Annotated in this window: 15 protein-coding genes and 1 pseudogene; 11 read left to right on the plus strand and 5 right to left on the minus strand. The window is 70.3% G+C overall.

What is annotated here, in order from left to right; genetic code table 11:
• The 3 genes from C6A87_RS22275 to C6A87_RS22285 all read left to right on the plus strand — a co-directional run bounded on the left by C6A87_RS22275 (position 1) and on the right by C6A87_RS22285 (position 2,691).
• On the plus strand, positions 1–1,578 hold the full coding sequence (locus C6A87_RS22275) for a phospholipid carrier-dependent glycosyltransferase (protein WP_311114239.1): 1,578 nt from the start codon (positions 1–3) through the stop codon (positions 1,576–1,578).
• Between the two features lie 301 nt (positions 1,579–1,879).
• Positions 1,880–2,497 carry a hypothetical protein gene (locus tag C6A87_RS22280; RefSeq protein WP_311114240.1) on the plus strand — a complete coding sequence of 206 codons (618 nt, stop codon included), beginning with the start codon at positions 1,880–1,882 and terminating at the stop codon, positions 2,495–2,497.
• On the plus strand, positions 2,437–2,691 hold the full coding sequence (locus tag C6A87_RS22285; protein WP_311114241.1) for a hypothetical protein: 255 nt from the start codon (positions 2,437–2,439) through the stop codon (positions 2,689–2,691). Before C6A87_RS22280 ends, C6A87_RS22285 begins: the two co-directional genes overlap by 61 nt.
• Here C6A87_RS22285 and arcA read toward each other — a convergent pair.
• The gene (gene arcA, locus C6A87_RS22290; protein WP_311114242.1) at positions 2,688–3,899 is read right to left on the minus strand and encodes an arginine deiminase; all 1,212 of its coding nucleotides are present in this window, start codon (positions 3,897–3,899) and stop codon (positions 2,688–2,690) included. The two genes, C6A87_RS22285 and arcA, sit on opposite strands and share 4 nt — an antisense overlap.
• A 46-nt stretch (positions 3,900–3,945) precedes the next feature.
• Here arcA and soxR point away from each other — a divergent pair, with 46 nt between their 5' ends.
• Positions 3,946–4,380, plus strand: coding sequence for a redox-sensitive transcriptional activator SoxR (gene soxR, locus C6A87_RS22295; RefSeq protein WP_311114243.1), 435 nt, complete (start codon positions 3,946–3,948; stop codon positions 4,378–4,380).
• 33 nt (positions 4,381–4,413) lie between these two features.
• Entirely contained in the window at positions 4,414–5,022 is a 609-nt protein-coding gene (locus tag C6A87_RS22300) for an alpha-ketoglutarate-dependent dioxygenase AlkB (protein WP_311114244.1), read from the plus strand.
• Positions 5,023–5,029: 7 nt separating this feature from the next.
• On the opposite strand, the gene C6A87_RS22305 is transcribed toward C6A87_RS22300, so the two are convergent.
• Together C6A87_RS22305 and C6A87_RS22310 are read right to left on the minus strand one after the other, a co-directional pair.
• Positions 5,030–5,701 (minus strand): DUF5642 family protein, encoded by a 672-nt coding sequence (locus C6A87_RS22305; protein WP_311114245.1) that lies wholly within the window; start codon positions 5,699–5,701, stop codon positions 5,030–5,032.
• 28 nt (positions 5,702–5,729) lie between these two features.
• On the minus strand, positions 5,730–6,401 hold the full coding sequence (locus C6A87_RS22310) for a DUF5642 family protein (RefSeq protein WP_311114246.1): 672 nt from the start codon (positions 6,399–6,401) through the stop codon (positions 5,730–5,732).
• Positions 6,402–6,713: 312 nt separating this feature from the next.
• Here C6A87_RS22310 and C6A87_RS22315 point away from each other — a divergent pair.
• Positions 6,714–7,419, plus strand: a pseudogene (locus C6A87_RS22315) (LpqN/LpqT family lipoprotein).
• Between the two features lie 41 nt (positions 7,420–7,460).
• Here C6A87_RS22315 and C6A87_RS22320 read toward each other — a convergent pair.
• Positions 7,461–8,294, minus strand: coding sequence for a shikimate 5-dehydrogenase (locus tag C6A87_RS22320; RefSeq protein WP_311114247.1), 834 nt, complete (start codon positions 8,292–8,294; stop codon positions 7,461–7,463).
• On the minus strand, positions 8,291–9,289 hold the full coding sequence (locus C6A87_RS22325) for a GNAT family N-acetyltransferase (protein ID WP_311114248.1): 999 nt from the start codon (positions 9,287–9,289) through the stop codon (positions 8,291–8,293). The genes C6A87_RS22320 and C6A87_RS22325 overlap by 4 nt, the downstream gene beginning before the upstream one ends.
• A gap of 160 nt (positions 9,290–9,449) precedes the next feature.
• Here C6A87_RS22325 and C6A87_RS22330 point away from each other — a divergent pair, with 160 nt between their 5' ends.
• Genes C6A87_RS22330 through C6A87_RS22350 form a run of 5 tightly spaced genes read left to right on the plus strand, consistent with a single transcriptional unit; the run spans position 9,450 to position 12,818 of the window.
• Positions 9,450–10,535: a GGDEF domain-containing protein gene (locus C6A87_RS22330; RefSeq protein ID WP_311114249.1), complete on the plus strand. Its 1,086-nt coding sequence runs from the start codon at positions 9,450–9,452 to the stop codon at positions 10,533–10,535.
• A gap of 31 nt (positions 10,536–10,566) precedes the next feature.
• Complete coding sequence (locus tag C6A87_RS22335) at positions 10,567–10,983, plus strand: cupin domain-containing protein (protein WP_311114250.1); 417 nt, start codon at positions 10,567–10,569, stop codon at positions 10,981–10,983.
• A gap of 19 nt (positions 10,984–11,002) precedes the next feature.
• Positions 11,003–11,383, plus strand: a complete 381-nt coding sequence (locus tag C6A87_RS22340) for a carboxymuconolactone decarboxylase family protein (RefSeq protein ID WP_311114251.1) — start codon at positions 11,003–11,005, stop codon at positions 11,381–11,383.
• On the plus strand, positions 11,380–12,279 hold the full coding sequence (locus tag C6A87_RS22345) for an NAD(P)-dependent oxidoreductase (RefSeq protein WP_311114252.1): 900 nt from the start codon (positions 11,380–11,382) through the stop codon (positions 12,277–12,279). Before C6A87_RS22340 ends, C6A87_RS22345 begins: the two co-directional genes overlap by 4 nt.
• Positions 12,280–12,326: 47 nt before the next feature.
• Positions 12,327–12,818, plus strand: coding sequence for a MarR family transcriptional regulator (locus C6A87_RS22350; protein ID WP_311114253.1), 492 nt, complete (start codon positions 12,327–12,329; stop codon positions 12,816–12,818).
• Positions 12,819–12,823 lie beyond the last annotated feature (5 nt).

The raw sequence follows: 12,823 nt of genomic DNA on the forward strand, positions 1-12,823 counted from the left end.
GTGACCGCCCCGACCGAGCAGCTGCACAGAAGCGGTCGCACGGTCCCGGTGATCAGTCCCGGACCGGTCGTCCCGGTCGCAGATTTCGGTCCGGTCGACCGGCTGCAGGGCTGGGTGATGACCGCGGTCATCACCGCACTGGCCGCGATCACCCGGTTCCTGAACCTCGGCTCCCCCACCGATGCGGGCACGCCGATCTTCGACGAGAAGCACTACGCGCCGCAGGCCTGGCAGATGGTGCACAACGGCTGGGTCGAGGACAACCCGGGCTACGGCCTGGTCGTCCATCCGCCGGTGGGCAAGCAGCTGATCGGGCTCGGCGAGGCGATCTTCGGCTACAACGGTCTGGGCTGGCGGTTCTCCGGCGCGGTGTGCGGCGTGATCCTGGTGCTGCTGGTGGCGCGCATCACCCGGCGCATCACCCGGTCCACCCTGGTCGGCGGGATCGCCGGCCTGCTGTTGATCGCCGACGGCGTCAGCTTCGTCACCGCGCGCACCGCGCTGCTCGACGGCTTCCTGACGCTGTTCGTCGTCGCCGCGTTCGGCTGCCTGATCGTCGACCGTGACCAGATCCGCGCACGGATGCACACCGCGTTCCTGGAGGGCCGGATCGGCGAGACCGCGTGGGGGCCACGCCTGGGCGTGCGCTGGTGGCGCTTCGGCGCGGGCGTGCTGCTCGGTCTGGCGTGCGCTACGAAATGGTCGGGCCTGTACTTCGTGGTGTTCTTCGGCGTGATGACCGTGGCCTTCGACGTCGCCGCGCGCAAGCAGTACCGGGTGCCGCGGCCGTGGCTGGGCACCGTGCGCCGCGACGTCGGCCCCTCGCTCTATGCGTTGGTGCTCATCCCGTTCGGGGTGTACCTGGCCTCCTATACGCCGTGGTTCGCGTCGGAGACGGCAGTGGACCGCTACGAGGTGGGCCGGTCCATCGGGCCCGACAGCGTGCTGCCGATCCCGGACGCGCTGCGGTCGCTGTGGCACTACACCTACGGCGCCTACCGGTTCCACTCCGGGCTGACCAACGCCGACGGCAACCACCACCCGTGGGAGTCCAAGCCGTGGGCGTGGCCGATGTCGCTGCGACCGGTGCTCTACGCGATCGACACCGAGAACGTGTCCGGTTGCGGGGCCCAGTCGTGCGTCAAGGCCGTGATGCTGGTGGGCACGCCGGCGATGTGGTTCCTCGCGGTGCCGGTGCTGGCCTGGGCGCTGTGGCGGGCGTTCGTCAAGCGGGACTGGCGTTACGGCGCGCTGCTGGTCGGCTACTGCGCCGGCTTCCTGCCCTGGTTCGTCGACATCGACCGGCAGATGTACTTCTTCTACGCCTCCACCATGGCGCCGTTCCTGGTCATGATGATCGCGGTGATCCTCGGCGACATCCTCTACAAGCCCGGGCAGAACGCCGCGGACGTGAGGAGCAGTATGTCCACCGAGCGGCGCACCCTCGGCCTGCTGGTCGTCTGCTGCTATGTCGCGGCGGTGATCACCAACTTCGCCTGGCTCTATCCGATCCTGACCGGCCTGCCGATCTCCCAGCACACGTGGAACATGCAGATCTGGCTGCCGTCCTGGCGGTAGACCCCGGGCACTCCCTCGCCGGACCCTTGACGCCAGATCGACACCACGGCTGCTCATCTCCCGAGACCTCCAGCCGACCACGACCCCTGTGTCGATCTCGCACCGAGATCGACGTGCGGGCTGCGCTGATTCCGTAAAGACCCGCCGTGCGCAACCACCTGGTCGATCTCGCCTCAAGGGTCCTTCCCAGATACCTGTCGCCCGTGACTTCGATCCCCAGTCCCGATGCTGTGCACAGGTAGGCGCCCGAACGTCCGGCGCGGCGGCGGCCGTGTCGGCCCGCACGGCGAGGGTCAGGACCATGGACCGACCTTTCCTGGGCCACGAGGCCATCGCCGAGGGACTGCTGACCAGGGGCGCCCTGCGCTGGCACCACCGCAGGGTGCTGCCCGGTGTCTATCTGCCGGCGACGGCTCGCAGGGACACCCTGAACCTGGCCTACGCCGCGTGGCTGTGGACCGGACGGAAGGGTGTGATCGCCGGGCTCACCGCGGCGGCCCTGCACGGGGTCAAAGGTGTCGACGCCGACGCGCCGATCGAGATCATCGCCGGACCCAGGCGGGCTCAGCCCGGCGTCATCGTTCGCCACGAAACTCTCGGCGCCGACGAGATCCGACCGTACGGCCAGATGCGGATCACCACACCGGCGCGCACAGCATTCGATCTGGCCAGGCGACTGCCGCGCGATGACGCCGTCGTCCTTCTCGACAAGCTCAGCGCCATCACCGGAATCACCCGCGGAGACGTCGCGCCGCTGCGACAGCGCCACCGGTCGGCACGTGGCAGCGCGCACGCCTACGCGGCCCTGGATCTGATGGACGGTGGATCACGCTCACCCGAGGAGACCATGGTGCGGCTGTGGCTGATCGACGGCGGGCTGCCGGAATCGCCATCGGTGACCACATCTGGGAATCGGTGATCAGGCTGGGCTGGTCAAGAGCCAGGGTCGCGGTGCAATGGGCCGAACACCGCTACAACCTGAACAGCGACATCCTCTTCCGCGACCTGCTCCGCCGGCAGCACTGGCAGCTGATCGAGGTGGCGCCGCTGCACGGCGGCATGAGCGTCGTCGCGCGGTGTCGGGAAGCGTTGCGCCGCAGCCCGTTCCGCTAGAGAGGATCGCGACCGGCGGGACACGACATACAGCGGGGCCCGCCGCGGCCGGTGCCGAGCTCCGAGGCCGCGATCGGCAACACCTCGATCCCCGAATCCGCGAGGCGGGCATTGGTTTCGGTGTTGCGTTCGTAGGCCACGACGACTCCGGGCGCCAGCGCCAGCGTGTTGTTGCCGTCATCCCACTGCTCGCGTTCGGCGGTGACCGGGTCCAGCCCGGTGTCGATGACGCGCAACTTCCCGATCCCCATCGCCGCGGCGGCCGCGTCCACGAACGGGGCGGACCGGTCGATCTTCACCCCGCCGCCGTCCTCGCGACGGATGGTGAAGGCCGTCAAGGAATCTTGAATGTTCGGGTACATCACCACGGCGTCGGTGTCGACCATCGTGCACACCGTGTCCAGGTGCATCTGCGCACGTTCCTGGGCGATCGGCACCGCCAGCACGGTGTGCGCGAGGCCGTCGTCGAACAGGCTGCGCGCCAACGCCTCCGCGCCCGCGGGGGTGGTCCGCTCCCCCACCCCGACGGCCACCACCCCGGGGGCGAGCAGCAGCACGTCGCCGCCCTCGATCGGCGCCGACCGCGACTCGTAGGCGCGTCGCACCCCGAGGAACCGCGGATGGTGGGCGTAGATCAGATCCGTCAGCGACGTCTCGCGCACGCGGGCGTGCATCGACAGCGAGGTGATCGCCACCCGCGGACCGATCCAGAACGAGGAATCGCGGGTGAACAACAGGTTCGGCAGCGGGTCGATGACGAAGTCCGCGCCGTGGTGCATCCGGCGCACCAGCGACAGCTCGTTCTCGCCGAAGGTCAACTCGTCGAACGTCATCCCGGCCATCAGCACCCGGGCCAGCGCGCCGGCGTCGAGCGTGCGGAGATAGGCCGAGAGTTCCTGCGCCAACGGCACCCCGAGACGGCGGGCGTCGACGGCGGCGGAGATGCCGTGCATCCGGGCCGCTCCGCTCTTGGCCAACGCCTCGGTCAGCAGATCACCGAGCAGAAGCACCTCGACCCCGCGCGAGCGCAGCAGTTCGGCGAACGCGTCGTGCTCCTGCTGCGCCCTGGCCACCCACGGCAACCCGTCGAACAGCAGGGTGTCGTTGTTGCGGGGGGTCAGCCGCTGCAACTCCGCTCCCGGCCGGTGCAGGATGACGACCCGAAGCCTGCCGACCTCCGAATTGCACCCGAGCGCGGCATCAGTCACGTCTAGCACCGTAACCCGAACAGCCACCTCAACTAGGGTTGAGGTCATGGAGTCGCCCCACGACCTCACGCCGGGAGAGATGTCGGCCCGCAGCGGGGTGGCGGTGTCCGCGCTGCACTTCTACGAACGCGAGGGGCTGATCGCGAGCACGCGCACCGGCGGCAATCAGCGCCGCTATCCGAGGGACACGCTGCGTCGCGTCGCGTTCATCCGGATGTCCCAGCGCCTCGGCATCCCGCTGGCCCGCATCCGCGAGGCCCTGGCCACCCTGCCGTCCGACCGGGTGCCCACCAGCAAGGACTGGGCCCGGCTGTCCGCAGGCTGGCGGGAGGACCTGGACCAGCGCATCCTGCACCTGCAGCGGTTGCGCGACAACCTCGCCGGCTGCATCGGCTGCGGCTGCCTCAGCCTGAAGGTCTGCGCGCTCGCCAACCCCGGCGACATGCTCGCCGGGGAGGGACCCGGCGCCGTGCGGCTCTGATATTTCGAACGCCTGTGCGATAGACTTTCGGGCATGGAGCCGGCTCTGCAAAGCTCTCTGTTCGACCACTCCGAGCGCCGCGACCTCGGCAACGGCGCGTGGCTGGAGGTGCGGTCCGGCTGGCTGTCCCAGGACGGCGTCGCCGACGACGCGCTGTTCGGCGAACTGCGGGATCAGATCCCGTGGCGCGCCGAACGCCGGCAGATGTACGACCGGGTGCTGGACGTGCCGCGCCTGCTGAGCTTCCACAACCTGCTCGACGACCCGGCACCACACCCGCGGCTCAAACAACTCCGCCGGCGGCTCAACGACGCCTACGCCGGCGAGCTCGGCGAGCCGTTCGTCAGCGCGGGCCTGTGCCTGTACCGCGACGGGAACGACAGCGTCGCGTGGCACGGCGACAACATCGGCCGCAGCAGCACCGAGGACACCATGGTCGCGATCGTAGGTCTCGGCGCGACAAGGGTTTTCGCGCTCCGGCCGCGCGGCGGCGGGCCGTCGCTGCGGCTGCGCCACTGCCACGGCGACCTGCTGGTGATGGGCGGCTCCTGCCAGCGCACCTGGGAGCACGCCATCCCGAAGACCGCGCGGCCCACCGGACCGCGCATCAGCATCCAGTTCCGCCCCTACGACGTCCGCTGACGCCGCGTCAGCCCTTGATCAGCTCGACCGTCTGCGCAACCAGGTCGCGAGCCCGCTGCGTGTCCACCTGGGCGACGGGCTTGTCCGCGACCACCAGCGGGTTGGCGGTGACGATCACGATGAAGGTCCCGAAGTTCGCGACGTAGTTGTAGAGCTCGCCGGTGCGCGGCCCCTGCTCGGTCGTGGTCTGCAGCACGCGATGGGTGCCCACGGTGCGCACCCCGTCGATCTGCGGGGCGTCCACCACCTCGACGAGTCCGCGCATCCCGGGCCCGCTGAAGCTGACCTTGCGGCACTGGTCGTCGGGGGTGCTGACCGGGACCGGCTCGGAGGTCTCGACCGTGATCACGATGTAGCGCACGCCATCGCCCTCGGCGGTGGTGGCCGCCATGTTGCCCTTCACGCCCGCGGGGATGGCCTGCTCTTCGGCGGCCTGCCCGCAGTCGGCCGGATCGAACGTCAGCCCGGGTGGCAGCTTCTGCGCGGTGAGGTACTGCGGGTCGATTCCCGCCGGGCCCACGGACTTCACCGTGAACGACGCCGGGAACTGCGCCTTCAGCTCCGCCACCCGGCCGATATCGGCGTTCGACAGGTCCTCGGACTGCGCGGGGCTGCATGCGGTGGCCAGCGCGGCGCACACCGCCACCGCGGTCGTCCGGAGGTGCGAGGGGTTCGACATCGCCGCAAATGTACCTGCGGGGGCGGGCTCAACCGCGCAGGGTGGACACCGTTTCGGCGAGCAGTCCGGACGCGAAGTCGGCGCCCAGGGCCGGATTCGGCGACCCGGGATCGGTGAGCACCGCGACGAAGCAGACGTACCCGCCCAGGTCGGCGACGAAAGTATCGGCGTGGGCGTGGGTCTCGGTACCGCCTTCGACGACGGTCGTGGTGACGGCGCTCATCCCCGTCGTCCGCGCGGCGTCGATGTCCGGTCCCGCCACGCCGGTCACCACGCCTGTGGTGTGTCCCGACGCGACCGTCCACTCCCGGCACTCCTGGTCCGCCCCGGTGCTCCACGCCCCGGGTTCGGTGGCGCCGGCCACCACCGCGTACACGATGCCGCCCGGACCCGAGGCCGACCAGCCCCTGGCGCTCGCCGGATCGACCGCAGGCGCGCCCAGCGCCGCGCACGGCGCGGGGTCGGCGGCGGGCGTGTCGCGCAGCCCCCACACCGCGAACGGCGAGGGCGCCCCGGTGTACGGAGTCACCTCGTAGTCGTCGGGCAGGTGGTCGCGGGCCCGGTCGATGCGCGCCGGGTTGACCGCGAGATCGGCCGCGGCGGGGACCGCAGGGGCGGGCGCGGGGTCCGGCGACGGTGCGCACCCGGCACCGGCCAGCACCAGGGCCAGCGCCGGCGCGCAGGCGGCGATCAGCCTCACCGGCTGTTGATACCACGCGGCGAACGCACCGGGCGTGCGGCGCCACGCAGATGCGCGCGAAAAAATCGCCACCGGCGGTGGGCGAACGACGGAGTCCACCGTCAGCTCCGCGAAAGCCGGGACCGTGCAGGCGACTTGGTGACGTATGGGACCACGATGCACGGTTTGGGCAAACGTCGACACGGTATGCCCAGCAAATTGACTAGCCTTGTCCCTGAACACCACCCCGTCGCCCTCGATATGCTGCGCTGCGATCCGGCCTTCGTCGCGCACCGACCGTGTCGACACAGTGGCCGGCGAACAGGAGACGACATGACCAACGCAATGCGGGCCGGCGTCACCGCGATCGCCGCCGTCGCACTCGGGATCGGACTGGCCGCCTGCGGCTCGGGCAATTCGGGCGAGGAGTCGACGACCGACGCGTCAGCCACCTCGGAGACCGCCGCCTCCGGCACCCAGGATCCGGCGGCTCCGTCCCAGACCCCGGCAGCGGGCCCGGGCAAGACGCTCGCGCAGTACGTCGAGGAGAGCGGGCTCACCGAGACCCCGGTGATGCGCGGGGAGCCGGGCGCGCCGACGATCAACCTGCCACTGCCCACGGGGTGGGAGCCGGGCAGGCCCGCGCGCACCGCAGGGCGCCTACGACGCCATCATCTACACCGCCGATCCGACGGCGCCCAACCCGCCGACCATCGTCGCGTTCGTCTCGAAGCTCACCGGTGACGCCGACCCGGCCAAGGTCATCGAGTACGCCCCCAACGAGGTGCGCAACCTGCCCGGCTATCAGGGCGCCGACAAGGGCGAGCCGAGCAACCTCGGCGGGTTCGACGCCACCCAGATCGGCGGCTTCTACACCAAGGACGGCATCAACCACATGGTGGCGCAGAAGACCGTCGTGGTGCCCGGCCAGGACGGCCTCTTCGTGATCAAGTTGACCGCCGACGGTACCGAAGACCAGGCGTACCCGCTGATGGAAGCGACCGCGGCCATCGACGACCAGACCACGATCATTCCCTGACCGGCTCAGGCGCGTGACACTGCTCAGGCCCTTGACACTGCTCAGGCCCGTGACACCGCGGAGGCCTCGGCGATCTGCTCGGCGCTCGGACGCACCCCGGTGTAGCGCTCGAACTGTTCGGCGGCCTGTAGCGCGATCACCTCGGCACCGGTGATCACCTGCTTCGCCGCGGACCGGGCCGTGGCGATCAGCGGGGTCTCCGACGGCAGCGCCACCACGTCGAAGACGGTGTCGGCGGCGCCGATCGCGGCCTGTCCGAATGCGAGTTGGCGTTCCTCGGGCGCGCCGGCCATCCCGATCGGGGTGACGTTGACCAGGATCGGCGCGGTCACCGAGTCGACGTCGGCGGCGTAGGTGTAGCCGAGGCGGTCGGCCAGCGCCGCGCCGGAGTCCGGGTTGCGGGCGACGACGACGCCGGTGGTGAAGCCGGCGTCGACGAACGCCGCACCCACCGCCCTGGCCATGCCGCCGCTGCCCCGGAGCACCACCGGGTCGCCGGGGTCGAGCCCGTACTGCTCGATGAGTTGGCGCACCGCAAGGTAATCGGTGTTGGACGCGGTCAGCCGGCCGCCCGGCACCGACGTGTCGTTGACAATGGTGTTCACGGATTCGATGGCCCGCGCGGACGTTTCGACGTCGTCGACCAGCGCGAGCACGTCCTGCTTGAACGGCATGGAGACCGAGCAGCCGCGGATGCCGAGCGCGCGCACGCCACCGATGGCCGCGGCGATGTCGGTGGTCGTGAACGCCTTGTAGAGGAAGTCCAGGCCCAGCACGTCGTAGAGGTGGTTGTGGAATCTCGTGCCGATGTTGCTCGGCCGCCCGGCCAGCGAGATGCAGACCGTGGTGTCCTTCGACAGCGGGGGGCGCGTCATCCGGCAGCCCGTATCACCTGTCGGGCCACCGCGCGGATCTGGCCGACGAGTGCGTCGTCGAGCGGCAGGTCCTCGGCCTTCGGCACGGGGATCTCGGTGACCACGACGTTGAGGTCGTCGCGGTGCCACCTGGCGCCGTAGCGGTTGAGGATCGCGCGCATCGCGTAGTTGTCGGCGAAGACGCGGGCGGTGAACCGCTGCACCCCGTCGTATCCGGCGGCCACCGAGATCGCGCTCATCAGGAACGTGCCCAGTCCCCTGCCCTGGTAGGCGTCGCCGACGATGAACGCGATCTCGGCCTCCTCGGGGGTGTGCACGTCGCGCACGAAACGGACGTCGGCGACCACCGGGCCGTCGGGCCCCTCGGTCAGCACGAACACGAAGTGGTCCTGGTAGTCGACCTCGAACAGGTAGGCCAACAACGACTTCGTCGGCGCCCGCATCGACTGGAAGCGCCGGTACAGCGTCTCCCGGGAGAACTCGACGGGGGCTTCGGCGGTGCGCTCGACGTCGCCGGGCAACACCGGCCGCAGGTAGAGCACGGTGCCGTCGCGCATCGTGACCGGGATCGGCGTGACGAACGCGGCGATCCGCTGCCGCGCCGTGCGCACCAGCCGGTTCACCAGCCCGGGCACCTCGAGCATGGTGGCGAACGCCTCGCGGCCGCCCACCCAGCCGGTCAGCGGTTCGGTGGCCACCACCGTGGCGGTCCTCGGCACGTCGCGCAGCAGCGCGATCTCCCCGACGATCAGCCCGGGCTCCACGGTCACGACCGTGAGATGGCCGTCCTCGCCGGTATGGGTGACCTCGGCGCGGCCCGACCCGATCAGCAGGAATGACACCGCCTCCTCGCCCTGCTGCATCAGCACCTGGCCGGCGGCTGCGGTAAGCGGGCGCAACTGCGCGGCCAGCGGCACCAACGCCTCGGCGCCGATACCGTCGAAGATGGTCAGCGCGGCCAGGTCATCGGCTCGCACGGAGGTCAGGCCGGACACAGACACGAGGCTACGGGCGCGCGGGAACAACCGGCAAGGATGCGGCCGGACTGCAGCAAACACCGGTGTGAGTTGTGTCGCGATCGGGCCGATCCGCACGCGGCGCACCCGGCGGCACTGTTGGATGGCCGACAAGTCAACGGCGACGAAATGGTGTGTCATGCAACGGGACCAGCGGCGCGCTGACCACTATGAGTGGTTCAGCGGGTTCCTCGCGGCCCGTGGCGCGGCGCGCCCGGTGCGCCTGCTGGTCGCCGGCACCGCGTTGTCGATGGCCGCGGCGTTGCTCGTGCTGCTGACCGGCGCCGGCGGACCGCAGGGAGACACCGAGCGGGCGATGCTGCTGCTCGCGGTAGTCGGCGGCGTGGCCGGTACGGTGCTGTGGCTGTCGCGGTGGCCCACCCGGACGCAGTCGGGTGGGTTCGCCGTGGTGACCGCGCTGTCGATCGCGCTGGCCTGTGTGGCGTATCCGGATCCGCTGGCCGGGCTGCTCGGCTGCATCGCGTTCGCCACCATCGGGGCCTATGCGGCGTTCTTCCATTCGACGCGGATGGTGCTGGGCATCGTACTGTTCGCCGCCGCGGTGGCGTTCAGTCGCGCCGTGGTGCTGGCCGGCGACGGGCGGACCGCGCTGGCCGCCGTGGACTTCTTCCTTGTCGTGCAGGCCAATATCGCGATGCCCGTCGCGATCCACACGCTGCTGCGGGCGTTGCGCGGGGACCTGGTGGACGCCGACCTCGACCCGCTGACCGGCCTGCTGAACCGGCGCGCGTTCCGCAGGCTGACGCTGAACCTGTTCGACACCGGGCGCGGCGAGAGCTATCTGCTGGTGGCGCTTCTCGATCTCGACAACTTCAAGGGTGTCAACGACGCGCACGGGCACCTCGTCGGAGACCAGACGCTGGTGGCCGTGGCCGACGCACTACGGGCGACCGCGACACCGACGGCGGTGATCGCCCGCAGTGGCGGGGAGGAGTTCCTGATCGCCGACGTGGTGTCCACGGCCGACGCCGTGACCTCCTGTCAGCGGATCTGCGAGGCCATCGCCGATCTGCGCTCACCGGCGACCGTCACCGCCAGCGTGGGCACCGCCGTCGCCACGCTGGGCGACCGGCCCGCCGGCGCCCGCGACGAGCTCGTCGACCACCTCCTCACCGCCGCGGACGCGGCGATGTACCGCGCAAAACGCAACGGCGGCAATCAATGTCACCATCACGGCGTCTGGCCTTCAACGGGGCCACCGTGACGTTCTCAGGAAGCGAGGAAATGTGCGCACGGTGATCACCGGAGTCGATGCCGAGGGCAGGTCCTGCGTCGTCAGCGACGACGCGTTGACGTTGGACCAGTTGGCACCCGGTTTCGCGATGGGCATTCCGTACGCGACGTCGGCGAGCCCGCCGCCGTCGCGCCCCGCAGGAAGCGCACCGCTGATCGACCAGGGCATCGCGCCGGGACTGGTCCGGTGGATGGTCGTCGATCTGGGGCCCGACTCCGAGACCCCGATGCACCACACCGACACCCTGGACCTGGAGACCGTGGTGTCGGGCAGCGTCGAACTCGTCCTCGACGACGGGGCGCACCCGCTGCAGCCGGGCGACCTGGTGGTGCTCGCCGGCGTGGACCACGCGTGGCGGGCCGGGCCCGACGGCTGCCGCCTCAGCGCCGTGCTGATCGGCACGCCGCCACCCGCCTGACCGAACAGAACGGAACACGATGGATCGCGAAACCTACGAGAAGGGCCGGGAGATCCGCACCGCGGTGCTCGGCGAAGAGTACGTGCGGCGCGCCGCGGCCAACGCCGACGAGTTCTCCCAGCCGCTGCAGGATCTGGTGACCGAGTACTGCTGGGGCGCGGTGTGGGGGCGCGAAGGTCTGCCGCTCAAGACGCGCAGCATGCTGAATCTGGCGATGATCGCGACGCTGAACCGGCCGCACGAACTGGCCACCCACATCCGGGGTGCGCTGAGCAACGGTGTCACGCGCGACGAGATCCGGGAGATCTTCCTGCAGGTGGGTGTGTACGCGGGGATTCCCGCCGCCGTCGACAGCTTCCGGGTGGCCAGGGCTGCGTTCGCCGAACTCGAAGACGAGTGAGCGCGTCGAACGTCGGAGGGGACGTCGGATTCGTCGGCTTGGGGAACATCGGCTTCCCCGTCATGCGCCGGCTGGTTGCCGCCGGTCACCGGCTGGTGGTGTTCGACACCCGCGCGGAGGTGGTCGCGCAGGCGGTGGCCCTGGGCGCCGAGGCCGGCGCGTCGGTGCGCGATGTCGCCGACCGCGCCGAGACGGTGCTGGCCAGCCTGCCCACCCCGCAGGTGTCGAACGAGGTGGTCACCGAGGTGGCCGCGGGCACGGCGGTGTGCCGGTTCGTCGATCTGTCGACGGTGGGACAGCAAGCCGCACAACGTAATCAGGAGACGCTCGGCGCCAACGGCATCGCGGCGCTGGACAGCCCGGTCAGCGGCGGGGTGCACGGCGCCGAAGCCGGCACCCTGGCCGTGATGGTGTCCGGACCGCGCCGTGAATTCGAGTACCTGGAGCCGCTTTTCGCGGTGATCGGCCGGGCGATCTTCGTGTCCGAGCAGCCGGGCGCGGCGCAGACGATGAAGCTGATCAACAACCTGATGGCCGCGACCACGCTGGCCGCCACTACCGAGGTGGTGGTGATGGGGGTCAAGGCGGGCCTGGACCCCCAGGTGATGATCGACGTCCTCAACGCCGGCTCCGGCGGCACCCACGCCAGCCGCGACAAGTTCCCCCGGGCCGTGCTGCCGCGCACCTTCGACTACGGATTCGCCACCGGACTGATGACCAAGGATGTGCTGCTGTACCTGGCCGAGGCGCGGGCGGCGGGAACGCCGGTCTCGTTGGCGGAGTCGGTGGCCCGGGTGTGGGAGCAGACTCAGGCCGAGGAGGGGCCCGGGTCGGACTTCACATCGGTGGTCAAGCCGCTGGAACGCAGCGCCGGGGTGACGGTCGGCCAGACGTGACCCACGCGATATTGCTCGTGTCCTAATTATTAGGCCACTATGTAGTTATGTCCGCACCCGTCGCCCAGGAGCTCGACCCGCTGGCCTTGGAGCGGCAGGTCTGTTTCGCGCTGGCGGTCACCAACCGGGCGGTGCTCGCGGTGTACCGCCCGCTTCTCGAACCGCTGGGGCTGACGCATCCGCAGTACCTGGTGATGCTGTCGCTGTGGGATCACCAGAAGAAGTTGCCCGGGCAGTCCGCACCGCTGTCGGTCAAGCAGATCGCCGCCGTCTTGCAGATGGACTCGGCCACCCTGTCCCCGATGCTCAAACGCCTGGAGGCGCTCGGATTGATCACCCGGGCCCGCAACGCCACCGACGAGCGCTCCACCGACGTCCGGCTCACCGAGGCCGGCGCCGCCCTGCGCGAGCGCGCACTGGACATCCCGTCGACCGTGGTGGCACGGCTGGGCGTGGACCTGGCCGAACTGGAACACCTGCACGAAGTCTTGACCCGCATCAACTCGGCCGCGCTGGCGGCCGGCGCGCTGCAGTCTTGAACCCG

Source organism: Mycobacterium sp. ITM-2016-00317 (assembly GCF_002968295.1).
Lineage (GTDB): Bacteria > Actinomycetota > Actinomycetes > Mycobacteriales > Mycobacteriaceae > Mycobacterium.